This window comes from Aeromonas sp. FDAARGOS 1414, from assembly GCF_019047065.1.
GTDB lineage: Bacteria > Pseudomonadota > Gammaproteobacteria > Enterobacterales > Aeromonadaceae > Aeromonas > Aeromonas veronii_A.
The window spans coordinates 307,362-329,838 of the sequence record NZ_CP077210.1; the positions used below are offsets into that span (position 1 = coordinate 307,362).

A 22,477-nucleotide genomic window follows, 5' to 3' on the forward strand; every position below is an offset into this window, starting at 1 on the left:
TACAAGGGGCACCCATCGGGGCCCCGTTTCGTACCCGCAATCAAAGGAAAGATAGATGCAAAAGGATATCGACACTCTGTTCAGCCATCTGTGGGACAACTACATCAAGGTGACTCCGAGTGCCCTCAAGGTGCACACCCTGCTGGGTGGCGGCGAGCCCATCGTCAACGATCACGTGGCGTTTCGTACCTATAACCTGCCAAAGCTGGGGCTGGAGAAGCTGGCCGCCCACTTCCTGGCGCTCGGTTACGAGCAGAAGGGCGAGTACGTCTTCAAGGCCAAGAAGCTCTACGCCAAGCACTTTGAGCACAAAGATCCGGACGCTCCCAAGGTGTTTATCAGTGAGCTGAAGGTCGAAGAACTCTCCGCAGGCGCACAGGCCATTATCCATAAGCTGGCGGATCAGGTGCCCGATCATCTGACCGATACCCCGGCATTTCTCTACACTGGTGCCCCCTGGCAGGTCTCCTATGCCGATTATCAGACTCTGCTGGCGGAGAGTGAGTACGCGGCCTGGATGGCGGCATGGGGCTATCGTGCCAACCACTTCACGGTCAATATCAACAAGTTGAAGGATTTTGACACCATCCATCAGGTCAATGCGGCGCTCAAGACGGCGGGTTTCGTGCTCAACAGCGTGGGTGGCGAGGTGAAAGGGGACCCGCAGGTGATGCTGGAGCAATCCTCCACCATGGCCGACAAAGCAGAGGTGCCGTTCAGCGATGGGGTGCGTACCATCCCGAGCTGCTTCTACGAGTTTGCCCTGCGCTACCCGCAGCCTGATGGCGTGCTCTATCCGGGCTTTGTCGAAGCGTCCGCCGACAAAATTTTTGAATCCACCAATGCCATGTAACAACGGGTGTTGGCCAAAGTGCCACTGTTCATGATGTGACATGACGACAGCCCCATATCGGGGCTGTCGTCATTTGCATATCTGGGGGATATCTAGGGTGCGGGGTAGAGAGCACCCAGCACAGCCGGACGGCTGGCGCCGGTGACGGCGGGCAGGTTGCCGGGTTTGTGCTTGATAAAGCGCTCCGCCAGCCAGGCAAAGGCTGCGCCTTCCATCCAGTCGGGCGCAATGCCAAGTTCGGCAGTGCTGGCGATGCGCCATGCGGGCAGCAGGCTGGCCAATTCGCTCAGCAGCGGGGCGTTATGGGCGCCGCCGCCGCAGACAAACAGCTCGGGACGGGTTTGCGCCTCATTCGGGGCAGGCAGCTGGCGGGCGATGCTGTGGCAGGTGAGCGCCTGCAGAGTGCGCTGCACATCCGCCGCGGCATAGGGTTGGCCAGCCAGCTCGCCATCGAGCCACTCCAGGGTGAACATCTCCCGCCCGGTGCTCTTGGGGGCGGGGGCGGCGAAATAGGGGTGAGCCAGCAGCTTCTCCAGCAGGGCCGGGATTGGCTTGCCGCTGGCCGCCCACTGGCCGCCGGCATCGTAACCGGCCCCCTTGGGGTGATGGCGGCGATACCAGCCGTCGAGCAGGGTGTTGGCCGGGCCGGTATCGAAGCCATAGACCCCGTTGGCATGGCCCGGCAGCACCGAGATATTGGCGATGCCGCCGAGGTTCAGCACCACCCGCAATGCACCGGGGCGGGCAAAGAAGGCCTGATGGAAGGCGGGCACCAGCGGGGCCCCCTGACCGCCGAGGGCCATGTCGATGGTGCGAAAGTCGGCGATGACATCGATGCCGGTCAGCGCCGCCAGCAGGGCCGCGTTGCCGATCTGCAGGGTGAAGCCAAGCTGGGGGCGGTGGCGGATGGTCTGGCCGTGGCTGCCGATGGCGCGAATATCGGCGGGCGTGAGGCCCGTCTTGGCCAGCAGGGCGTGGGTGGCGGCGGCGAATTCGCGCGCCACCAGATTGTCGGCCACCCCCATGCGATCGATCTCGTTGTCGCTAGGGGTACAGAGCTCATGCAGCTCGTGGGCGGTGGGCCAGGGGTGGCTGAGGGCCGCCTCGACCCGCAGTTGATCCCCGTCGATCACCACCAGCACGGCGTCAATACCGTCCATGCTGGTGCCTGACATCAATCCGATATAGCGTTCAGCCATTGGCTCTCCTCACTCGCTGGTCGGGATAGTCCGCTTCCCGACACCGATGCAGCATGGCGCCGAGCCATGCGCAGGCAAAATAAAAAGGGCTGGCGGGGCTGCTACCCCGCCAGCCCTGATGGCTTAGTTGCCGCGGCTATCCCGCTTGTTCTGGGCCAGCTGCAGCTCGGGGCTGTCGAGCTTGGCCAGTTGCGGCATCGCCAGCTTTTTGAAGTTGGCCAGCTCGCGTCCGCTCAGGGTCTCTGCCTGCGGCAGGGTGAGGGTGCGCGGGTTCTTGTGAATGCCGCCCACCACGAACTCGTAGTGCAGGTGCGGGCCGGTGACGCGACCGGTGCCACCCAGAGTGCCGATGGTCTGCCCCTGCTTCACCCGCTGTCCCTTGTTGACGGTGCGTTTGGAGAGGTGCAGGTACTTGGTCACATAGTTGCCGGCATGCTTGATAAAGACGTAGTTGCCGTTGAACTGGTTGTAACCGGCGGCCACCACGCTGCCGGAGCCCGCCGCCATGATGGGGGTGCCCACTGGCGCCACATAGTCGATGCCGTTGTGGGGGCGGATCTTGCCGGTCACCGGATGGAGGCGGCGCGGGTTGAAGTTGGAGCTGATGTATTTGAAGTTGACCGGCGCACGCAGGAAGCTCTTGCGCATGGCTTTGCCTTCCGGGGTGTAGTAGTTGCCATCTTCATTGAGCACGGCGCGGTAGGCCGTGCCCTGGTTGACGAACTCGGCGGCCAGAATATCGCCGGAGGCGACCCGCTCGTCGTCGCGGAACTTGTCTTCATAGACCACCCGGAAGCTGTCCCCCGGCTGCAAGTCCTGGGCAAAGTCGATGTCCCAGCCGAAGATGGCGGCCAAGTCCATGATCTGATCTTCGGTCATCCCCGCATCCACCGCCGCGCCCCAGAAGCTGGAGCGGATCTCGCCCTTGCTCACCTGTTCGCGGGTGTCGAGGGCGATCTTGACGTTGCGGGCGACAAAGGTCTCCTCCTTGCGGCTCACCTTGAGCGCCTGCTCCAGACTGTGGGGGTAATAGAGGCTGTGCAGCTCGCCGTTCTCGGTGAGCTTGAAGGTGAGCTCCTGCCCCGGTTGCAGCATCCGCAGGGGATCGCTGCCCTCGAGCTGGTCGATCAGGTGCAGATCCGTGGTGCTCAGGCCAATGCGCTGGAAGATCACCCCCATGTTGTCGCCACGGCGCACCTTCACCTGCTTGGTGATATAGCGCGGCTTGGGCGGGGTAACGGGCTGGGCGGCCTCGGCTGGCAGCTCGTTGTTTAGCGCGTTGTCGTTGGCCGGTTCCCGCAGGGCAATTTCGTTGCCGTTTTCATCGACTCGTGTTGCCACCGCCTGCTCGCTTGGCCAGGCAGCCAGCATCATGATCATGATGCTCAAGATCAGCACCATCTTGCGGTGCCAGTGGGGGAGTGCGTTGAAGGCGTGCCAAATAACCATGAGAAGCAGATGAAGTCGGGCAGAATGGACGGATTTTACAGCCTTTCCAATTGGCCCGCCATTCCAGTAATATGTTTGGCCCTGTGGAATCGTGATGGAGAGTCAAAAAATGTCCCAGCTCGAGGTGGCGCTAGCCGAGATCAAGCGCGGAGCGGAAGAAATTCTGGTTGAAGAAGAACTTGTCGCCAAGTTGAAGGAAGGGCGCCCGCTGCGCATCAAGTTGGGCATGGACCCGACCGCCCCCGACATTCACCTGGGTCATACCGTGATCCTCAACAAGCTGAAGACCTTCCAGGATCTGGGCCATGAAGTGATCCTGCTGATCGGTGACTTCACTGCCATGGTGGGTGACCCCTCCGGCAAGAACGCTACCCGTCCGCCGCTCTCCGAAGAGGCTATCAAGCATAACGCCCTCACCTATGCCGAGCAGGCGTTCAAGATCCTCGACCCCGCCAAGACCCGGATCGAGTACAACTCGACCTGGCTGAGCGAGCTGGGTGCGACTGGCATGATCAAGCTGGCGGCCAAGCAGACCGTGGCCCGCATGATGGAGCGCGACGACTTCAAAAAGCGCTACACCGGCGGCCAATCCATCGCGATTCACGAATTCCTCTATCCGCTGCTGCAAGGCTATGACTCGGTCGCGCTGAAGGCGGACGTTGAGCTCGGCGGTACCGACCAGAAGTTCAACCTGCTGATGGGCCGCGAGCTGCAAAAAGATGCCGGCATGGCGACCCAGTGCGTGCTGATGATGCCGCTGCTGGTGGGTCTGGATGGCGTCAAGAAGATGTCCAAGTCCGCAGGCAACTACATCGGCGTTCACGACGCTCCGGGCGAGATGTTCGGCAAGATCATGTCCATCACCGACGATCTGATGTGGAACTACTACGAGCTGCTCTCCTTCCGCCCGCTGGCTGAAATTGAAGAGTTCAAGGCAGGCATCGCTGCCGGTACCCTCAACCCGCGCGATGTGAAGATCTGGCTGGCCAAAGAGATCATCGCCCGTTATCACGACGAAGCGGCGGCTGAAGCGGCCCACGAAGATTTCACCCAGCGTTTCTCCAAGAACGCCATTCCGGACGAGATGCCGGAAATCGAGCTGGCTCTGGAAGGCGAAGGTCTGGCCATCGCCAACCTGCTGAAAGAGGCCGATCTGGTGGCCACCACCTCCGAAGCGCTGCGGATGATCAAGCAGGGCGCGGTCAAGGTGGATGGCGAGAAGCTGGAAGATGGCAAGGCACTCATCGGTGCCGGTACCGCCGTCTATCAGGTCGGCAAGCGCAAGTTTGCCCGCGTGACTGTCAAATAAGCAGTCGCATCAGGCCGGTTCAAGCTTGTTTAACAGGGCCTCCTTCGGGAGGTCTTGTCGTATCTGGGCGGCACGGATCTGGGCGATAAAGTGCCGCAACACGGCACTGCTTGGGTGTGGCCGTGTCGCCAGACTGATACTGGTCATCATGCCGTTGCCGGCGATGGGGTGATAACTGACCCCGAGCGGGCGCAGCGCCGCCACCGAGCTGGGCACCAGAGTCACGCCAAAGCCCGCCTGCACCATGCCGACGGTAGAGATCACCTGCGGGCATTCGGGCCCCAGTATCGGCTCAAACCCCGCCTCCCGGCAGAGACCCACGATGCCGTCATAGAGCCCGGGCCCGATGGCGTGGGGAAACAGAATAAAACTCTCGTCCTTCAGGCTGGCCAGTGGCAAGGGGCCCGGCTTGGCTTTGGGGTGGCTGGTGGGCAGGGCGATCAGCAGCGGCTCCTGCTCGATAAGGTGATGGGCAAAGCCCTCGCTACCCCGGCAGGGGAGCCGCAAGATGGCTGCATCCAGCCGATCGTTGCGCAGCGCCTCCACCAGTGCCGGCATGGTGCCCTCCTGCGGGCTGAGGGCCACCTCGGGGTAGCGCTCCCGATAGTCGTGCAGCAGGGTCAGCACCGCGGGGTGGAGCACGGTGGAACCGGCAAAGCCGATCCGCAGCGCCCCCTGCTCGCCCCGGGCAATCCGCTTTACCTTCTGTTTTGCCGCATCGGCCAGCGCCAGGATCTGCGCCGCATCCCGATAGAGGCTCTCGCCCGCCTCGGTCAGTTCGACACTGCGGGTCAAACGGCGCAGCAGCGGGGTGCCCAGGGTCTCCTCCAGCTTGCGGATCTGCTGGCTCAGGGGCGGCTGAGCCATGTTGAGTGATTCGGCTGCGCGGGTGAAATTCTGCTTTTCAACAACGGCCATGAAGTAGCGGAGCGTACGAAGTTCCATATCGATTGAGTCTCAAAGTCATGGGATCAGCGTATTGGTGTTGAAATGTGAACCAAGTCACCATTGGATCCGAACGCTAACAGGATTCACGGTGGAGGTGAAACCCGAATGGAACATATTGCAACATCTGACAGTGCCGGGTGCAGCTGTGCCCTCGAAGTGAGCCAGCAGTTTTCCCGCTGGCGCAGGCAGCATGACGGTGGCGAGATCTACCAGAGTTCCCTGATGAGCGCCCTGCTGGCGGGGGTCTACGAAGGGGAGACCACCATGAGCGAGCTGCTGCGCCACGGCGATTTTGGTCTCGGTACCTTCAACCACCTCGATGGCGAGCTGATCGCCTTCGAGCGCCAGATCCACCAGTTGCGCTCCGATGGCTCGGCCCGGCCCGCCCGCGCCGATCAGAAGACCCCCTTTGCGGTGATGACCCATTTTCGCCCCTGTCTGGAGCGTCGCTTCGACCATCCCCTGAGCCGTGACGAGATCCACCAGTGGGTGGATCGGCTGGTGGGCTCCGACAACGTCTTCGTCGCCCTGCGTCTCGACGGCCAGTTTGAAACAGCCAAGGTCCGTACCGTGCCGCGTCAGGAGCCCCCCTATCGCCCCATGCTGGAAGCCATCGAACAGCAGCCGCTATTCCGCTTTGCCGCGGTGGCGGGAACTCTGGTGGGCTTTCGCTGCCCGCCGTTCGTGCAGGGGGTCAATGTGGCGGGTTTTCACGAGCACATGATCACCGCCGATCGCAAGGGGGGCGGCCATCTGCTCGACTACACCATGGCCCACGGCACCCTGCGGCTTTCTGTGGTGCGTCACCTCAATCTGGCCCTGCCATCGGATCCCGCTTTCCGGCAGGCCGACCTCAACCCCGCCGATCTCGATCGCGCCATTCAAGCCGCCGAAGGCTGATAGACAAGGAGCAATAACATGGAAAACAGACAGTGGAAGTGCGGTGCCGAGCTGGTGGTTCGTCATCTGGAGGCGCAGGGGGTCAAGCAGGTGTTTGGCATTCCTGGCGCCAAGATTGACCGGGTATTCGATGCGCTGGAGGATTCCCCCATCGAGACCATAGTGGTGCGCCACGAGGCGAACGCCGCCTTTATGGCGGCCGCCGTGGGGCGTCTCACCGGCAAGGCGGGGGTGGCGCTGGTCACCTCGGGCCCCGGTTGCTCCAACCTTATTACCGGGTTGGCGACGGCCACCTCGGAGGGGGACCCCATGGTGGCGCTGGGCGGCGCCGTGCGCCGTGCCGATGGCCTCAAGCTCACTCATCAGAGCATGGATACGGTCAACCTCTGCCGTCCGGTCACCAAGTTCAGTGCCCAGGTCAACAGCGGGGCGGCGATCTCCGAAGTGATGGCCAACGCCTTTCGTGCCGCCGAGCTGGGGCGGCCGGGGGCGGCGTTTGTCAGCCTGCCGATGGATATCATCAACAAGCCGGTGCAGGGCAATGTACTGGTGCCCCGCGATGTGCCGGAGCCGGGCTGCGCCGATGAACAGAATATGGAGCAGGCATTGACCCTGCTGAGCAATGCCGAGAATCCGGTGGTACTGCTCGGCCTGATGGCGAGCCGGCCGGAAAATGCCGAGGCAGTGCGCGCCTTCCTCGACAAGGCGCGGCTGCCGGTGACCGGTACCTATCAGGCCGCCGGGGTGGTGGACAGCTGCCACTTCGATGACTTTGCCGGGCGGGTGGGGCTCTTCAACAACCAGCCGGGGGATCAGCTGCTGGCGGGGGCCGATCTGGTGATCTGCATCGGCTACAGCCCCATCGAGTACGACCCCGTGCTGTGGAATGGCGACAGGGAGCGGCGCATCCTCCATATCGATGTGCTGCCTGCCGATATCGATAGCAGCTACTGCCCGACCGCCGAGCTGGTGGGGTCGATCCGCGCCAACCTGTTGCAGCTGACCCGCATCATGGGCAATCCGAAAATCCGTCCCCCCGAGGTGGATCGGCTGCTGCAAGGGGTTCGCCAGCAGCGGTTGCGACTGGCGATGCGGGCCGACGATCTGCACGGCAATCCGGTTCACCCCTTGCGTATCGTGCGCGAGCTGCAGGATCTGGTGCGCGACGACATGACCCTCTGCGTCGACATGGGCAGCTTCCATATCTGGATTGCCCGCTACCTCTACAGCTTCCGTGCTCGTCAGGTGTTGATCTCCAACGGTCAGCAGACCATGGGGGTGGCACTGCCGTGGGCCATCGGTGCGGCGCTGGTGCGGCCGGGTGAGAAGGTGATCTCGGTATCGGGGGATGGCAGCTTTATGCAGTCGAGCATGGAGCTGGAGACGGCGGTGCGGCTCAAGAGCAATATCGTTCACATCATCTGGGTCGATAACGGCTACAACATGGTGGCGATGCAGGAGCAGCAGAAGTATTGCCGCACCTCCGGCGTCTCTTTTGGCCCCATCGACTTCAAACGCTATGCCGAATCGTTCGGGGCGGCCGGGTTTGCGGTGCGCTCGGCCGACGAGCTGCGCGCCACCCTGCGTGCTGCGCTGGCGGTGGAGGGGCCAGCTGTGGTAGCCATTCCGGTGGATTACTCCGACAACCCGGGGCTGATGGCCCAGCTCAGGCCAGAAGTATTGGCATAAGTGTGGGCAGCGGTGTTGGCCTGAATCCCTGTGTAAGGGCAGGCAGACCCGCCCATATAGCAAAAACCGGCATCAATGGATGCCGGTTTTTTATTGTTTTGCGGGATTGGTGGCCTTAACGGGCCAGCTGGACGGCGGCGCGTGCGCGGGCCGGTTGCGGGCGACGCTTGTTTTTTGGCGCGCAGGCCATCTTCAGGCGCAGCCACTCGCGCCACAGCAGCCAGCAGAGCGGCAGGGTGAGCAGCAGCACGGTGGCGGGCTGGGCCATCAGCACCCCATCACGCCCCCACAGTTGCGGCAGCAGGAAGATGAGCGGCAGCAGCAACACGGTTTTGGCGATGGAGATGACCAGCGCCTGACGGGTACGCGCCATGGATTGCAGCAGCACGATGCCGAACATGATGATCCCCTCCAGCGGAATGGCGCCGAGGTTGAGGGTCAGACTGCTGATGGCGGCGGCCAGCAGCTCGGGATCCTTGTCGCCGGTATAGAGCATGGCGACCTGTCCCGGCAGCAGCTGGATGGTGAGCCACACCAGCATGCCGTAGATAAAGGTGAACTTGAGCCCCATCTCCATCAGGTACTTGAGGTTGCGGTGGCGCTTGGCCCCTGCCGCCTTGCTGATGAGCGGCTGAATGCCGAAGGCGAGCCCCTGCAGGATGACGATAAAGACAGCTTCGGTGTAACCGGCCACGGTAAAGCCCGCCAGATCCTTCACATTGCCGTACACCATCAGCTGGCTGTTGTGCAGCATCAGCAGCAGGCCGAGGTTGAACTGGGCAATCAAGCTCGGCAGACCGGTAAAGAGCAGGTGCGGCATGGCGGGGAGGTTGGGCACCAGATCCCGCCAGCTGAGGCGCAGCCGCGCCCAGGGGGTAAAGAAGTAGCCTAGGCCGATCAGGCTCACCGCACCCTCTGCCATCAGGGTGGCTTGCGCGGTCCCGATCAGTCCCAGCCCCAGCCGACCCACCATGATGTAGTTGAGGATGATATTGAGCACGGCGCCGCTGCTCACCAGCACCATGGCCAGTTTCGGGCGACCATCGTTGCGCAGCAGATAGGGCACCGCCAGATTGCTCGCCAGCAGCAGGGTACCGCCGCCAATCCAGGTGAGGTAGTCACTCGCCTGTTTCCAGGTCTCGGTGCCCTGTTCAATCCCCAGCCCCAGCAGGATATCGGTGTGGGTGTAATAGAGCAGCACCGGCGCAACGCCCCCGAGTCCGGCCAGCAGCCAGAGGGCGTTGACCAGCGCCTGACGGGCCAGCGTGTCGTTTTTCGCCCCTTGCTGGAAGGAGATGGCAGTGGCCGCCCCCATGCTGATCATGGCGGCCAGACCGATCAGCACCATGATGACCGGATAGACCAGGTTGATCCCGGCGAGGCCAGCGGCACCGACATAGTGGCCGACGAAGATGCCGTCGATGAGGTAGTAGGCCCCCGAGACCAGCATGGCAAGAATGGAGGGGAGGGCGTAAGCCCAGAAGCGACGGGTCATGGCCCGTTGCCGCAGTGTTAAATAGGCAGACATATCTGTTCTCTCGGGGAGTTCGATTATCGAACAGCTAGTCTAGATTAATACTTATTTGGTGATAATCAGGGTTTCACTTGATGAATTGCTGAGTATTACTCACTAATCCGGGGTTTTGGTAGTGGGCCTTGAGCATGTCGATCAGGATGCGCAGCCCGCTGCCCAGTTGATGCCGACTGGGATAGAAGAGGTAAAAGCCGGCAAAGGTAGGGCACCAGGGCTCCAGCACGGTGAGCAGTTTCCCTTCCGCGACCTTTTGGCTTACCTCCTCTTCCAGACAGTAGGCCAGTCCCAGCCCCGCCTCGGCGGCGCCCAGATAGAGGGCCGGGGTGCTGGTGGTGAGCGGCCCGGTCACTTCGATCTCCAGCATGGTGCCATCGGCGGCAAAGGCCCAGCGATAGTGGTGGTGCGGAGTGAGGCGATAGCCGATGCAGGCGTGGCGGCTCAGCTCGCTCGGGTGTTCCGGCGTACCGTGCTCCGCCAGATAGGCCGGGGAGCCCACCACCAGATAACGCTGAGGCGGGCCGAGGGGGATGCCGATCATCTCCTTGGGCAGCAGATCGCCATAAAAGAGCGCGGCATCGTAACCATCTTCAATCAGCCGGGGCATCAGCTCCTGCTCCACTACCTCCACCTGCATCCGCGGATAACGGGCCAGATAGTCGATCAGCACAGGTGCCAGCAGGCTGTCGATGGCGCCGCGCGGAGCGCAGAGCTTGAGTCTCCCTACCGGCTCGTCGCTGTTGCGGGCCAGCTCGCAAAGCGCCTCTTCCAGGGTATTGAGGGTGGGGAGCAGCTGTTTGAGCAGCCGCTGGCCCGCTTCGGTCGGCACCACGGCGCGGGTGCTGCGGTTGAGCAGCCGCACCCCCAGACGGGCTTCCAGCCCCTTCAGGCTATGGCTGAGGGCGGAGGCGGAGACCCCGAGCTCGAGGGCAGCCTTGCTGAAACTGCGGTGACGGGCGACGGCGGCAAATACCGCCAGTTCGGCGAGATCGGTACGGGTAATGGTCATCATCAATCAACAAAAAGGCGTGAGTCACAAGGGTACGCCAAGGCCGTGCTGCACACAATCCGCGCTAAACGGGTGGCTTGTTGCAAATATGTAGCTGCTATCAGGCCATTGATTCCAGTGAAACTAAGTTGAATTGTTAAAAAAAACTCACAATAAGGCGCTTTGAGTGTGATCTTGGTCGTCCGAAAGGCGACCAAAATCAAACTTTGGTTGATTAATTCAAAAAAACGCTGTGATTAATAAGGGCATTTAATTAAAGTCAGCCCATCAAGAGTGGCGCACGTTAATCGGTTGTTAAGTGAGACGGGCGCCGACCCTCAGGGTCAAAATCTCGCACTGTTGTTTGTTGCAATCCTGTTGTCACAAGGAGTGATGGCCAGGTTGCCGGGGGGCGAGAGGTTAATATCAAGGACGGACAGCAGGCGTTCCAGGGAGATGGAACCGGGCCAAGGCCCGACCAAACAAGAATCCCATTTTCCTAGATGACAGGAACAACGTATGTCTGACATGAATATTGCAGCTGATGGTCGTTTAGCCAGCAACACCTCCCGCGGCGTCAACAAGGCCGATGTGGTCTGGATGCTGGGTCTGTACGGTACCGCGATCGGTGCCGGTGTGCTCTTCCTGCCAATCAACGCCGGTGTAGGTGGCCTGTGGCCGCTGGTTGCCATGTTGATCCTGGCGCTGCCGCTGACTTTCTTTGCTCACCGTGGTCTGACCCGCTTCGTGCTGTCCGGCTCTACCCGTGATGGCGACATCACTGAAGTAGTAGAAGAGCACTTCGGTAAGACCGCAGGCAAATTCATCACCCTGCTCTACTTCTTTGCCATCTACCCGATCGTGCTGATGTATTCAGTCGCTATCACCAACACCGTCGAGAGCGTGATTGTTCACCAGCTGGGTATGTCTGCACCTCCCCGTGCCGTTCTGTCACTGGCTCTGATCCTCGGTCTGATGGCGGTTGTTCGTCTGGGCGGCCAGGTTATCGTCAAAGCGATGAGCGTGCTGGTATTCCCGTTCGTGCTCACCCTGATGGGTCTGGCGTTCTACCTGATCCCGCACTGGAACGGTGCCATCATCACTGAAGCTCCGGCCCTGTCCGACGCCTTCAACGGTGACTTCATCAAGACCCTGTGGCTGGCTATCCCGGTAATGGTGTTCTCCTTCAACCACTCCCCGATCATCTCCTCCTTCGCGGTGGACAACAAAGGTCGTTACGGTGAAGGTGCCGAGAAGAAGTGCAGCAACATCCTGCTGGGCGCCCACGTCATGATGGTGATGACCGTTATGTTCTTCGTATTCAGCTGCGTACTGAGCCTCTCCCCGGCTGACCTGGCTGCTGCCAAAGAACAGAACATCTCCATCCTGTCCTACCTGGCCAACCACTTCGATAACCCGGTTATCGGTACTGTGGCTCCGCTGATCGCCATGGTTGCCATCAGCAAATCCTTCCTGGGTCACTACCTGGGTGCGCAAGAGGGCATGAACGGCCTGATGGCCAAGGCGCTGCGCGAGAAGGGCAAGAACGTTGACACCAAGCAACTGAACAAAGTCACTGCCGTGTTCATGATCCTGACCACCTGGGCCATCGCCACCATCAACCCGAGCATCCTCGGCATGATTGAAGACCTGGGCGGCCCGATCATCGCAATGCTGCTGTTCCTGATGCCGATGTACGCCATCACCAAGGTTCCGGCCATGCGCAAATACGCTGGCAACATCAGCAACGGCTTCGTGACCATCATCGGCCTGATCGCCATGTCCGGTATCATCTACAAGCTGATTGCCTGATAACTCCGGTTACCAAGTTGAATGAAGAAGCCGCCTCGCAAGAGGCGGCTTTTTTATGGCCGGGATTCAGATTGGGCATTGTCGATATTTTCCGACTGCCAGAGGGCGTAGCCCTTGCCGGACGGCGTAGTGGGCAGGTCAATCTGCATCAGGTCATTGCCGATGACGAAGGGACCTGTGTAGCGGGCACGCAGATCCTGCGCCAGATCTTTGACCCTGATCTTGCCGTTGAGTCCGATGTGGCTGAACACGGTCAGGGCCGGTCTGGCTTCGTTCAGCACGCGGGCGGCCTGCTCGGGGGAGGCGAGGTGCCCGGCGATCGCCTTGTAGCCCGGGTTGGCCTTCATCTGCTCGGCCGAGGTCATGGAGACGCAGTGCACCAGCAGATCGGCTCCCTTGGCCTCTTTCACCACCTGCGGGCTGTAGCGGGTATCGCCGGAGAGCACCACGCTGTGGCCGTGGTAGTCGATGCGATAGCCAAACGACGGCTTGATGTTGACCCCGTGGTCGTTGTCAAAGGCGGTCACCTTGACCCCATCCCGGTCGTAGACCACCCCGGCAGTCACCTCGTGGCTGTTGATCTTCACCCCGTCCAGCGGCGTCCCCTCATCCTTGACCCGGGTGGCGATATCGGTGGCGTAGGCCTGCTGCAGGCCGTGAGCCAGGGCATCGGTGCCCTTGGGCCCGTAAAGCTCCATCGGTGCATGGCGCTGGCCATAGGCCGGTTGCAGCCAGCCGGTCAGCCAGAGATCCGCCAGCCCGTTGGTGTGATCCGAGTGGAAGTGGGTGAGGAAGAAGGCGTTGACCCGGCCGATGGGGATATGCAGTTGCCACAACCGGGTGGCGGAGTTGCGGCCAAAATCGAACACCAGCTTCTGGTTGCCCGCCTCGACCAGGGTGCTGTAGCCGCCGCGGCTGATCTGGGGCACCGGGGTGCCGGTGCCGAGCAGGCTGACCCGAAAGATATCGGGCCGGGCTTGAGTTGCTGAGGCAGGGGCATGATCGTGGTTGCTGATAAAGCTGCTCTCGGCAGCCTGACTGGCGCCGCTGGCCAGCAGACCGACCAGTAATGCGGCCAGATAGGTGCTTTTCATGGGAATTTATCCTGTGGGGAAGGGACGGCATCACTGTATTGGTAACTAAAAGTTGAATAAATTGGCTAAAATCCATTTCTTACTAAACTTTTGGTTGTGAATTGGGGCCCTGGTCGCGGGACAAACGGCCTTGAAACGGGCAAAAAGGAGGGGTTGTGGACCGATTGACCAGCATGCGAATCTTCACCCGGGTGGTGGCTCTCGGCTCCTACAGCGCGGTGGCGAGCGAAGAGGGGATCAGCGCCCAGATGGTGGGCAAGCATGTGCTGGGACTGGAGCAGTGGCTGGGGGGCAAGCTGTTTCACAAGACCACCCGCCAGCAGAGCCTCACCGAACTGGGCCAGCTGTTTCTCGCTCGCTGCCAGCGGGTGCTGGAGGAGCTGGCACTGACCGAGTCGCTCACCCAGAACCTGCTGGCCGAGCCGGCCGGACGGCTGCGCATCGCCGCTCCCCTCAGTTTTGGCCACCACCGGCTGGTGCCGCTGCTGCCCGCTTTTCTTGACCGCTACCCCAAGCTGGATCTGGATCTGCAGCTCACCCCGCGCTGGGTCGATCTGGTGGAGGAGGGATTCGATGCCGCCATCCGCACCCTGCGCCCGCAGGATGAGGCGCTGATCGCCCGTCCGTTGCTGACCCAGCACTACCGGCTCTGCGCGGCCCCCGACTACCTCAATCGCCACGGCGTACCCCGTCATCCGGCCGATCTCGCTCGCCACCAGTGCCTGCACGGCAACTGGGGGGAGCACGAGCGTTGGCAGTTTGTCGGGGAGGATGGCCAGAGCGAGGAGGTGCGGGTCGCCTCGCGCCTGCGCATCAATCACTGGCCAGCCTTATTGACGGCTGCGCTCTCGGGGGCTGGCATCACCTTGCAGCCAGCCGAACAGGTGCGTGAGCATATCGCTGCGGGGCGTCTGCTGCCGCTGCTTGGCCGCTATCAGAGCCCGGCCAAGACCCTCTACTTCATCTATCCGGCGGCGCGGCGGCAGGTGCTCAAGATCACCCTGCTGGGGGATTTTCTGGCCGAATCCCTGCAAGCTGGGCCCGAGCCTGAATAAAAGGCTACATATTCTCGCAGCCGCGCTTAACCATCGTGCTTAACAAAGGGGCGGAGCAGGCCTAACATGGCGGGATGTTTTTCTAGTCGGGACAAAAGGATATGTCTGGGTTGAAAAAGGATCTCGGGCTCTGGCAGGGGATGGGGCTGCTCGCCACCTCGCTGCTCGGCACCGGGATCTTCGTGGTACCGGCGACTGCCGCCTCGCTGGCGGGGGGGGCCTCGCTCTGGGCCTGGTTGCTGCTGATTGCGCTGGTGCTGCCCATCGCCTTTACCTTCGCTCGCCTCGGCCGTCGCTATCCCCATGCGGGCGGCGCGCCGCACCTGATCGGCCTCGCTTTTGGCAACGGCGCCGAGCGCTTCTCCGCCTTCCTGTTTCTGGCTGTGCTGCCGGTGGGGCTGCCTGCCGCCCTGATGATTGCCGCCGGCTTCTGGCATGCCCTGTTCGAGATGGGGGAGTGGACCCTCTGGGCCATCCAGCTGCTGACCCTGCTCGGGGTCTTTCTGCTGGGGCTGCGCGGGGCGCGCTCCTCCGGCAATCTGCAACTGCTGATCGCGCTCGCCATTTTGGGGCTCACCCTGCTTATCTGGTTCAAGGGGGAGGTGAGCTGGCGCGATGCGGCCCGGCCGCTGCCGACAACGGACGAGTGGCCTGCCATGGCCACCGCGCTGGCGGTGATGTTCTGGTGTTTCGTCGGGCTGGAAGCCTTCGCCCATATGGGGGAGGAGTTCAAGCGGCCGGAGCGGGACTACCCCATTGCCCTGCTCGGCGGTGTGCTGCTGGCGGGGCTTATCTACTGGATCCACTCGCTGGTGGTGCTCAAATATGGCCTCTACGGCGATGAGGCGAAAAACGCCACCGCCATCCCCTCCCTGCTGGCGCTGCTGCTCGGCCCCACCGCCAAGTGGCTGGTGGCGGTGCTCGGCTACCTCTCCTGCTTTGCCAGCATCAACATCTACATTCAGGGCTTTGCCCGGCTGATCTGGAGCATGGCGCGGGAAGGCAAGTTGCCCCCCTCGCTGGCCGTGCTCACCGCGCGCGGCGCGCCGCTGCGGGCGCTCGGTCTGGTGCTCGCCATCTGCCTGCTCTGTATCACCCTCATCATCTGGCTGCGACTGCCGCTCGATGAGCTGATCCGCTACGCCAACGGCAATTTCGTGCTGGTCTATCTGCTCTGCATGGCGGCGGGCTGGCGTCTGCTCGGCGGGGTGGGCAAGGGGCTGGCGGGGATAAGCGTGCTGCTCTGCGCTCTGGTGCTGGTGGCGCTCGCCACTCAGGTGCTCTATGCGGTGGTGCTGAGTCTTGGCTACGGCAGCTTCTCGTTGTGGCGGCGTCATCTGCGCCGCAGTCGTCAGCAGGATGCGCTCCCGGTAGCGAAGTAACGTCTCCCCGATGGTCGAAGAAATGAGAAAGCCCTGATGTTCAGGGCTTTTTGATTCCGGCATATGGGATGTTCATATGAATACTAGTTGGCACGCTATTTGCCGAAAAGTGCGGTGTCGGATCAACTCAACGGCGATTTATAGCCAAAAAAAGTGGGATCCAGCTCCCGTTTTGCTTAAAGTGAGCCCTTCCGATCCCGGTGGTCGGAATGCCCGCAAGGATGCCCTTCAGACGTAAACAGGATGGCCTGGCCAGACTGACTCTCAGAGATGTGATTGCTTCGGTTCTCTTCTTCTCTGTCGCCCTTGCGTGACAGCGCTTCGTTCCGTTCAGTCAGCCCAGGTCCTGCGTCACTCTCATCGAGCATTGTCTCCATCTGCTGCGAGTGAATCATGAGCGAATCGGTTTTTGAGATCCATGACTGGACCCTGAGCGTTGACGACAACATGTTGTGTCGCCCCGACCGCGAGGTCTACCTCGAACCCAGACTGGTCAATCTGTTGCGGTTTCTGGCCCACAATGCCGGCACCGTGTTTGGCCGCGATGCCCTGATCAACGAGGTGTGGGATGGCGCCGAGGTGACCGATCAGGTAGTGACCCAGTCCATCTTCGAACTGCGCAAGATCCTCAAAGATGGTCGCACCGATGCGACCGACTATATCGTCACCGTACCCAAGCGCGGCTACAAGCTGGTGGCACCAGTGCGGCCGCTACAGGTGGTTTCAGTGGTGATGGCGGACGAGCAGCCCGCGCCCGCGGTCAATACCGCTCTCTCCGACAACCCGACTCTCTCCGATCTGAGCCCGCCCGTGGCTGAGCAGGATGATGATGCACAGCCCAATGTTGCCCCTTTTCCCGCCGGGCCCCTGACCCGCGCCATCTCCACCCATGCCAAGGATGCCCGCAGCCGCTGGAAGATGGTGAGTTTTGATATCTTCGTTGCCATCGTGCTGATCGCCATTGTCAGCATGCTCAGCTACCAGCACACCAGCCCCCAGGTGCATGCCATGCTGGATCCCAACCTGCTGGTGTTTCGCTTCCACTCCGGCATGGATGACAACAACGAGAACGTGCGCCTCGCCGATGGCATTACCCGCGCCCTGATGGGGGAGGTGGCGGTAGCTACGCCGCTGCGGGTGCAGTACGGCGCCACCACTCTGATGGGGGGCATCATGCCCGGCAAGGAGCTGAGTGTGCGGGTCACCCGCCAGCCCCGTGGCACCTATCTCGATCTGGAGTATCGCAATATCAATACCAACCGGGTGCTGTTCAGCCATCAGTACCAGCTCAGTCGCCACAGTGTGCACGGCGTGTTGCAGGCCAGCAGCCAGGATCTGCTGCGCGCCCTCGACCAACCCGATGCCGAGCCGGGGATGGGCTGGCCGACCGATGATGCCTCCCTGATGGCGATGATGGAGGCGCAGTACTACATCAACAGCCGGGATCCGGTCGCCCTCAAGCGCGGCATCGATCTGCTGGAGCAGGCGCTGATTGCCCATCCGGATCAGCCGCTGCTGTTGGCGGAGCGCTATCTGGCGGGCGAGGCGCTGGCCACCCTGGCGGGCAAATCTGAGAGCGAGCGGCTGCAGGGGATTGGCACCCATCTCGCCAGCGTGGTGCAAAACAGCGGCGCCCTGCCAGCCCGGGTGTGGGAGGCGTTGACCCTGCAGGCGATCCTCAACGGCCAGCAACAGCAGGCCAACTATCTGCTGGAGAAGGCGGCGAGTCGCGGCCGCTCGGTGCTCTATTACATACTGCAGGGCAAGCTGGCGGAGCTGGACGGTCGTCCCGAGGCGGCGGGTGATGCCTACAGTCAGGCCTTTCTGATGGAGGCGACCGAGCAGACCTATCTGCTCTGCCAGCAGCTCGGTTTCTACAGCAATATGGAGAGCCTCACCCCGGCTCTGTTCAATGCGCTGGGCCAGAGCAAGGTGAAGCTCTTCTAACACCGCAGTGTTGGTTTTCCCCCGGTCGGTGCGGTTGCCGACCTCATCCACAGGCTGCCTTCGAGCGGCCTGTGCTGTTTCTGCTCGTCTCAATCCTGCTGCCTGCTATTGGGGATAGTCGCTCTGGTGAGTCATGATTTATCCCCCGCAGCTCCCCACTATCCCCACTTGCCTTTGCCTTGCCCGCGGCATTCGCTGCACTCGCGTTTGTTCGGCTTCACGCCGCGCACGCAGCTTGTGACATCCGCTCATGGTTGGCGGCGGGATAAGCTCTCCGTCACGACCTATTTCTCATTGCTGACCGGTTATCGCCGTAGTGCTTTACCTCTGAGCCAGGATTGTGATGAGCCGAGCGAAGGGGAAAGCAGGAGGTGAGTGGCCACTCAGGGTGATGGTCAGCTGGGCGTTCGGATGGTTACAAGGGGAGTGGGCGCATTGGGAGCTGCTTTATCCCGGGTTTATCTGGCCAAAAATATCAAGACGGCGAGATAAGGGGGTTATCAAGGGGCAAAAACGGGTTGGCCGGATATCAAGGTTTTATCAAGACGGCTGTGTGATGTGATGTCAATTGACTGTTTTTAAATGGTTTTTATCAAAAGCGACGAGGCGGCGAAAAAAGTTGCCTCATATTTTTATCCGTTAGCTGGTCTTTATGTTTTCCGGGGATGAGAGGCCTAGTCTGTGCCCATTCTTTGGCGGGGCGTTCCGCCAAATGTGTATGTGACGACCCGACCTTTTATAGAACCGGAGATCTTATGTCCCTAGATACGAGCAAGAAGATTGGCCTTATCGCCTGTACAGGTGTGGTGGCCGGCAACATGATGGGGAGTGGCATCGCGCTGCTGCCTTCGGCACTGGCCACCATCGGCTCCATCTCTGTCTTTAGCTGGGCAATCTGTCTGGTAGGCGCCATGGGCCTCGCCTTCGTTTTCGCCCGCCTTGCTACCAAGAACCCGCAAGAGGGTGGCCCCATTGCTTACGCTGGCGAGATCTCTCCGGTGTTCGGTTTCCAGACCGGTGTGCTTTATTACCACGCCAACTGGATCGGTAACCTGGCCATCGCCATTACCGGCGTCTCCTACCTCTCGGTCTTCTTCCCCATTCTCAACAGCCCGATCCCGGCCGCCGCAGCCACCATCGCTGCCGTCTGGATCTTCACCTTCGTCAACCTGCTTGGCGGTAGCTGGGTGAGCCGACTCTGTACTCTGGGTCTGGTGCTGATCCTGCTGCCGGTTGTCGGTACTGCGGTGATGGGTTGGGGTCATTTTGATGCCACCGTATACAGCCAGAACTGGAACACCACCAGTGGCAGCGACCTGCATGCGGTCATCAGCGCCGTGCTGATCTGCCTCTGGTCCTTCGTCGGTGTTGAATCTGCCGCCGTCTCTTCCGGCATGGTGAAGAATCCGAAGCGTACCGTACCGCTCGCCACCATGCTGGGTACCGGTATCGCCGGTGTTATCTACATCCTCTCTACCCAGGTGATCAGCGGCATGTTCCCGGCCGGTGAAGTGGCTGCCTCCGGCGCCCCGTTTGCCATGGCCTCTTCCGCCATCTTCGGTAGCTGGTCTGCGCCGTTTGTTTCTGCCTTCACCGCTTTGGCCTGCTTCACCTCGCTCGGTTCCTGGATGATGCTGGTAGGCGAGGCGGGCAAGCGTGCCGCCAACGATGGCAACTTCCCGAAAATCTACGGCGAAGTGGACAAGAACGGCGTGGCCAAGAAGGGTCTGATCCTGGGCTCCCTGAAGATGACTGCCCTGATGGTTGGCCTGACCGCCTTCACCTCCCAGTCCGCTCACGCTGCCGATCTCTTCAACGTGCTGACCACAGATGCGGTGCTGCTGACCATGCTGCCCTACTTCTACTCCAGCATTAACCTGATCCGTTTTGAAGGCATGACCTCCCGCAGCATCGGCGCCATGATCTTCTCCGGTGTGGCCTGTGTCTTCTGTCTGGTAGCCCTGATGGGTGCCAAGGGTTCCAACCTCACCGCTACCTTCGTGGTGTCGCTCATCATCCTGATGTTCTACGCCAAAAAACAGGGTCTGCGTCAGCACGACGCCCTGCTGAACGAACAACCCAGCAACTAATTCCCCCTTTTATCTTCCGAGCGCTCTTCACTCACCATCCCTGATGGAGAGCGCCCCTTTACGTGTGGAGCATTACGATGAATATCATTGCCATCCTCAACCACCTGGGCGTTTTCTTTAAAGAAGAACCCATTCGCCAGCTGCAAGCCTCCCTCGAGCGCAAGGGTTTCGAGGTTGTTTATCCGGTCGATGTGGCCGACCTGCTGAAACTGATCGAGAAGAACCCCCGCGTTTGCGGCGCCATCTTCGACTGGGACAAATACTCTCTGGGCCTGTGCAAGGAGATCCACGATCGCAACGAGAAGCTGCCGATCTTCGCCTTCGCCAACGACCAGTCCACCCTGGACATTCACCTGACCGACCTGCGTCTGAACGTGCACTTCTTCGAGTACCGTCTCGGCATGGCTGACGACATCGCCCTCAAGATGGGTCAGGCCACTCAGGAGTATCAGGACGCCATCCTGCCGCCGTTCACCAAGGCGCTGTTCAAGTACGTGGAAGAGGGTAAATACACCTTCTGTACTCCGGGTCACATGGGCGGTACCGCCTTCCAGATGAGCCCGGCCGGCAGCATCTTCTATGACTTCTACGGCCCGAACGCGTTCAAGGCTGACGTCTCCATCTCCATGCCGGAGCTGGGCTCCCTGCTGGATCACTCAGGTCCGCACAAGGAAGCCGAAGAGTACATCGCACGTACCTTCAACGCCGATCGCTCCTATATCGTCACCAACGGCACCTCCACTGCCAACAAGATCGTCGGCATGTACTCAGCGCCGGCTGGCAGCACTGTGCTGGTTGACCGCAACTGCCACAAGTCGCTCACTCACCTGATGATGATGAACGACGTGACCCCGATCTACTTCCGTCCGACCCGTAACGCCTACGGCATTCTGGGCGGTATCCCGCAGAGCGAATTCAGCCGCGACACCATCGCTGCCAAAGTCGCTGCGACGCCGGGTGCCCAGGCTCCCCGTTACGCCGTCGTCACCAACTCCACCTATGATGGCCTGCTCTACAACACCGGCTTCATCAAGGAGGCGCTGGATACCCCTTACATCCACTTCGACAGTGCCTGGGTGCCTTACACCAACTTCAGCCCGATCTATGAAGGCAAGTGCGGCATGAGCGGTGAAGCGATGCCGGGCAAGGTGTTCTACGAAACCCAGTCCACCCACAAGCTGCTGGCGGCCTTCTCCCAGGCCTCGATGATCCACATCAAGGGTGACGTGGAGGAAGAGACCTTCAACGAAGCCTTCATGATGCACACCTCCACCTCGCCGCAGTACGGCATCGTGGCATCGACCGAGATCTCTGCTGCCATGATGCGTGGCAACACCGGCAAGCGTCTGATCAAGGACTCCATCGATCGCGCCATCTCCTTCCGCAAAGAGATCAAGCGTCTGCGTGATCAGAGCGAAGGCTGGTTCTTCGACGTATGGCAGCCGGACAACATCGACACCGTCGAGTGCTGGAAGCTGGATCCGAAAGATGACTGGCACGGCTTCAAGGACATCGATGACAACCACATGTACCTGGACCCTATCAAGGTCACTCTGCTGACTCCGGGTATGGGTCGTGACGGCCAGCTGCTGGAGAAGGGCATCCCTGCCTCTCTGGTCTCCAAGTTCCTGGACGAGCGCGGCATCGTGGTCGAGAAGACCGGCCCCTACAACATGCTGTTCCTGTTCTCCATCGGTATCGATCAGTCCAAGGCGATGCAACTGCTGCGCGCCCTGACCGAGTTCAAACGTGGTTATGACCTGAACCTGACCATCAAGAACATCCTGCCGAGCCTCTATCGTGAAGACCCGAGCTTCTACGAAGGGATGCGTATCCAGGAGCTGGCCCAGCGCATTCACGAGCTGACCAGCAAGTACCGTCTGCCGGAGCTGATGTTCAAGGCGTTCGACGTACTGCCGGAGATGAAGATGACTCCGCACGCCGCATGGCAGCAGGAGCTGGCCGGCAACGTGGTGGAAGTGCCGCTGCGTGACATGGTTGACCGCATCAGCGCCAACATGATCCTGCCGTACCCGCCGGGAGTTCCGTTGGTACTGCCGGGCGAGATGGTGACCCAGGATTCTCTGCCGGTGCTCGAGTTCCTCGAGATGCTGTGCGAGATCGGTGCCCACTACCCGGGTTTCGAGACCGATATCCACGGCCTCTATCGTCAGGCCGATGGCAGCTACACCGTCAAGGTGCTGCGTTAATCGACAGTGACAACAGTCGAA

Annotated in this window: 16 protein-coding genes; 10 read left to right on the forward strand and 6 right to left on the reverse strand. The window is 61.1% G+C overall.

The annotated features are described in order from the left end of the window. Positions 1-55: 55 nt before the first annotated feature. Positions 56-853, forward strand: coding sequence for a DUF1338 domain-containing protein (locus I6L44_RS01445; protein ID WP_216953068.1), 798 nt, complete (start codon positions 56-58; stop codon positions 851-853). Positions 854-945: 92 nt separating this feature from the next. Here the strand turns inward: I6L44_RS01445 and I6L44_RS01450 are convergent, their stop codons facing one another. After that, positions 946-2,052 carry an anhydro-N-acetylmuramic acid kinase gene (locus I6L44_RS01450; protein WP_216953069.1) on the reverse strand — a complete coding sequence of 369 codons (1,107 nt, stop codon included), beginning with the start codon at positions 2,050-2,052 and terminating at the stop codon, positions 946-948. A gap of 123 nt (positions 2,053-2,175) precedes the next feature. Then, the gene (locus tag I6L44_RS01455; RefSeq protein WP_216953070.1) at positions 2,176-3,501 is read right to left on the reverse strand and encodes a peptidoglycan DD-metalloendopeptidase family protein; all 1,326 of its coding nucleotides are present in this window, start codon (positions 3,499-3,501) and stop codon (positions 2,176-2,178) included. A gap of 109 nt (positions 3,502-3,610) precedes the next feature. On the opposite strand from I6L44_RS01455, the gene tyrS reads away from it, so the two are divergent. Next, a complete protein-coding gene (gene tyrS, locus I6L44_RS01460) occupies positions 3,611-4,810 on the forward strand; it encodes a tyrosine--tRNA ligase (protein WP_005347884.1) in 1,200 nt (399 codons plus the stop codon). 9 nt (positions 4,811-4,819) lie between these two features. On the opposite strand, the gene I6L44_RS01465 is transcribed toward tyrS, so the two are convergent. Beyond that, positions 4,820-5,755, reverse strand: coding sequence for a LysR family transcriptional regulator (locus I6L44_RS01465; protein ID WP_216953071.1), 936 nt, complete (start codon positions 5,753-5,755; stop codon positions 4,820-4,822). Positions 5,756-5,863: 108 nt separating this feature from the next. Between I6L44_RS01465 and budA the strand changes: the two genes are divergently transcribed. Beyond that, positions 5,864-6,658 (forward strand): acetolactate decarboxylase, encoded by a 795-nt coding sequence (budA, locus tag I6L44_RS01470; RefSeq protein WP_005338506.1) that lies wholly within the window; start codon positions 5,864-5,866, stop codon positions 6,656-6,658. Positions 6,659-6,676: 18 nt separating this feature from the next. Then, complete coding sequence (gene alsS / locus I6L44_RS01475; RefSeq protein ID WP_216953072.1) at positions 6,677-8,347, forward strand: acetolactate synthase AlsS; 1,671 nt, start codon at positions 6,677-6,679, stop codon at positions 8,345-8,347. 115 nt (positions 8,348-8,462) lie between these two features. On the opposite strand, the gene I6L44_RS01480 is transcribed toward alsS, so the two are convergent. Both I6L44_RS01480 and I6L44_RS01485 read right to left on the reverse strand, forming a co-directional pair. Then, the gene (locus I6L44_RS01480) at positions 8,463-9,875 is read right to left on the reverse strand and encodes an MATE family efflux transporter (protein ID WP_042055186.1); all 1,413 of its coding nucleotides are present in this window, start codon (positions 9,873-9,875) and stop codon (positions 8,463-8,465) included. A 73-nt stretch (positions 9,876-9,948) separates the two neighbouring features. Beyond that, positions 9,949-10,887: a LysR family transcriptional regulator gene (locus tag I6L44_RS01485; RefSeq protein WP_042055187.1), complete on the reverse strand. Its 939-nt coding sequence runs from the start codon at positions 10,885-10,887 to the stop codon at positions 9,949-9,951. Positions 10,888-11,385: 498 nt separating this feature from the next. Here I6L44_RS01485 and I6L44_RS01490 point away from each other — a divergent pair, with 498 nt between their 5' ends. Further along, entirely contained in the window at positions 11,386-12,678 is a 1,293-nt protein-coding gene (locus I6L44_RS01490) for an HAAAP family serine/threonine permease (protein ID WP_005338498.1), read from the forward strand. Between the two features lie 53 nt (positions 12,679-12,731). Here I6L44_RS01490 and I6L44_RS01495 read toward each other — a convergent pair whose 3' ends face one another. Further along, on the reverse strand, positions 12,732-13,772 hold the full coding sequence (locus I6L44_RS01495) for an MBL fold metallo-hydrolase (RefSeq protein WP_216953073.1): 1,041 nt from the start codon (positions 13,770-13,772) through the stop codon (positions 12,732-12,734). A 155-nt stretch (positions 13,773-13,927) separates the two neighbouring features. Here I6L44_RS01495 and I6L44_RS01500 point away from each other — a divergent pair, with 155 nt between their 5' ends. The 5 genes from I6L44_RS01500 to I6L44_RS01520 all read left to right on the forward strand — a co-directional run bounded on the left by I6L44_RS01500 (position 13,928) and on the right by I6L44_RS01520 (position 22,456). Next, positions 13,928-14,827, forward strand: coding sequence for a LysR family transcriptional regulator (locus I6L44_RS01500; protein ID WP_216953074.1), 900 nt, complete (start codon positions 13,928-13,930; stop codon positions 14,825-14,827). A 101-nt stretch (positions 14,828-14,928) separates the two neighbouring features. Continuing rightward, positions 14,929-16,209 (forward strand): L-methionine/branched-chain amino acid transporter, encoded by a 1,281-nt coding sequence (gene yjeH, locus I6L44_RS01505; RefSeq protein ID WP_216953075.1) that lies wholly within the window; start codon positions 14,929-14,931, stop codon positions 16,207-16,209. A gap of 393 nt (positions 16,210-16,602) precedes the next feature. After that, on the forward strand, positions 16,603-18,156 hold the full coding sequence (gene cadC, locus I6L44_RS01510) for a lysine decarboxylation/transport transcriptional activator CadC (protein ID WP_021229174.1): 1,554 nt from the start codon (positions 16,603-16,605) through the stop codon (positions 18,154-18,156). A gap of 755 nt (positions 18,157-18,911) precedes the next feature. Then, positions 18,912-20,246, forward strand: coding sequence for a cadaverine/lysine antiporter (cadB, locus tag I6L44_RS01515; protein ID WP_005347861.1), 1,335 nt, complete (start codon positions 18,912-18,914; stop codon positions 20,244-20,246). Positions 20,247-20,323: 77 nt separating this feature from the next. Then, entirely contained in the window at positions 20,324-22,456 is a 2,133-nt protein-coding gene (locus I6L44_RS01520) for a lysine decarboxylase CadA (RefSeq protein WP_042055201.1), read from the forward strand. Positions 22,457-22,477: the final 21 nt, after the last annotated feature.

Bases quoted from the DNA above. Each gene is read 5' to 3' on its own strand.
- I6L44_RS01445 (WP_216953068.1), top strand. From the start codon at position 56: ATGCAAAAGGATATCGACACTCTGTTCAGCCATCTGTGGGACAACTAC.
- I6L44_RS01450 (WP_216953069.1), bottom strand. From the start codon at position 2,052: ATGGCTGAACGCTATATCGGATTGATGTCAGGCACCAGCATGGACGGT.
- I6L44_RS01455 (WP_216953070.1), bottom strand. From the start codon at position 3,501: ATGGTTATTTGGCACGCCTTCAACGCACTCCCCCACTGGCACCGCAAG.
- tyrS (WP_005347884.1), top strand. From the start codon at position 3,611: ATGTCCCAGCTCGAGGTGGCGCTAGCCGAGATCAAGCGCGGAGCGGAA.
- I6L44_RS01465 (WP_216953071.1), bottom strand. From the start codon at position 5,755: ATGGAACTTCGTACGCTCCGCTACTTCATGGCCGTTGTTGAAAAGCAG.
- budA (WP_005338506.1), top strand. From the start codon at position 5,864: ATGGAACATATTGCAACATCTGACAGTGCCGGGTGCAGCTGTGCCCTC.
- alsS (WP_216953072.1), top strand. From the start codon at position 6,677: ATGGAAAACAGACAGTGGAAGTGCGGTGCCGAGCTGGTGGTTCGTCAT.
- I6L44_RS01480 (WP_042055186.1), bottom strand. From the start codon at position 9,875: ATGTCTGCCTATTTAACACTGCGGCAACGGGCCATGACCCGTCGCTTC.
- I6L44_RS01485 (WP_042055187.1), bottom strand. From the start codon at position 10,887: ATGACCATTACCCGTACCGATCTCGCCGAACTGGCGGTATTTGCCGCC.
- I6L44_RS01490 (WP_005338498.1), top strand. From the start codon at position 11,386: ATGTCTGACATGAATATTGCAGCTGATGGTCGTTTAGCCAGCAACACC.
- I6L44_RS01495 (WP_216953073.1), bottom strand. From the start codon at position 13,772: ATGAAAAGCACCTATCTGGCCGCATTACTGGTCGGTCTGCTGGCCAGC.
- yjeH (WP_216953075.1), top strand. From the start codon at position 14,929: ATGTCTGGGTTGAAAAAGGATCTCGGGCTCTGGCAGGGGATGGGGCTG.
- cadC (WP_021229174.1), top strand. From the start codon at position 16,603: ATGAGCGAATCGGTTTTTGAGATCCATGACTGGACCCTGAGCGTTGAC.
- cadB (WP_005347861.1), top strand. From the start codon at position 18,912: ATGTCCCTAGATACGAGCAAGAAGATTGGCCTTATCGCCTGTACAGGT.
- I6L44_RS01520 (WP_042055201.1), top strand. From the start codon at position 20,324: ATGAATATCATTGCCATCCTCAACCACCTGGGCGTTTTCTTTAAAGAA.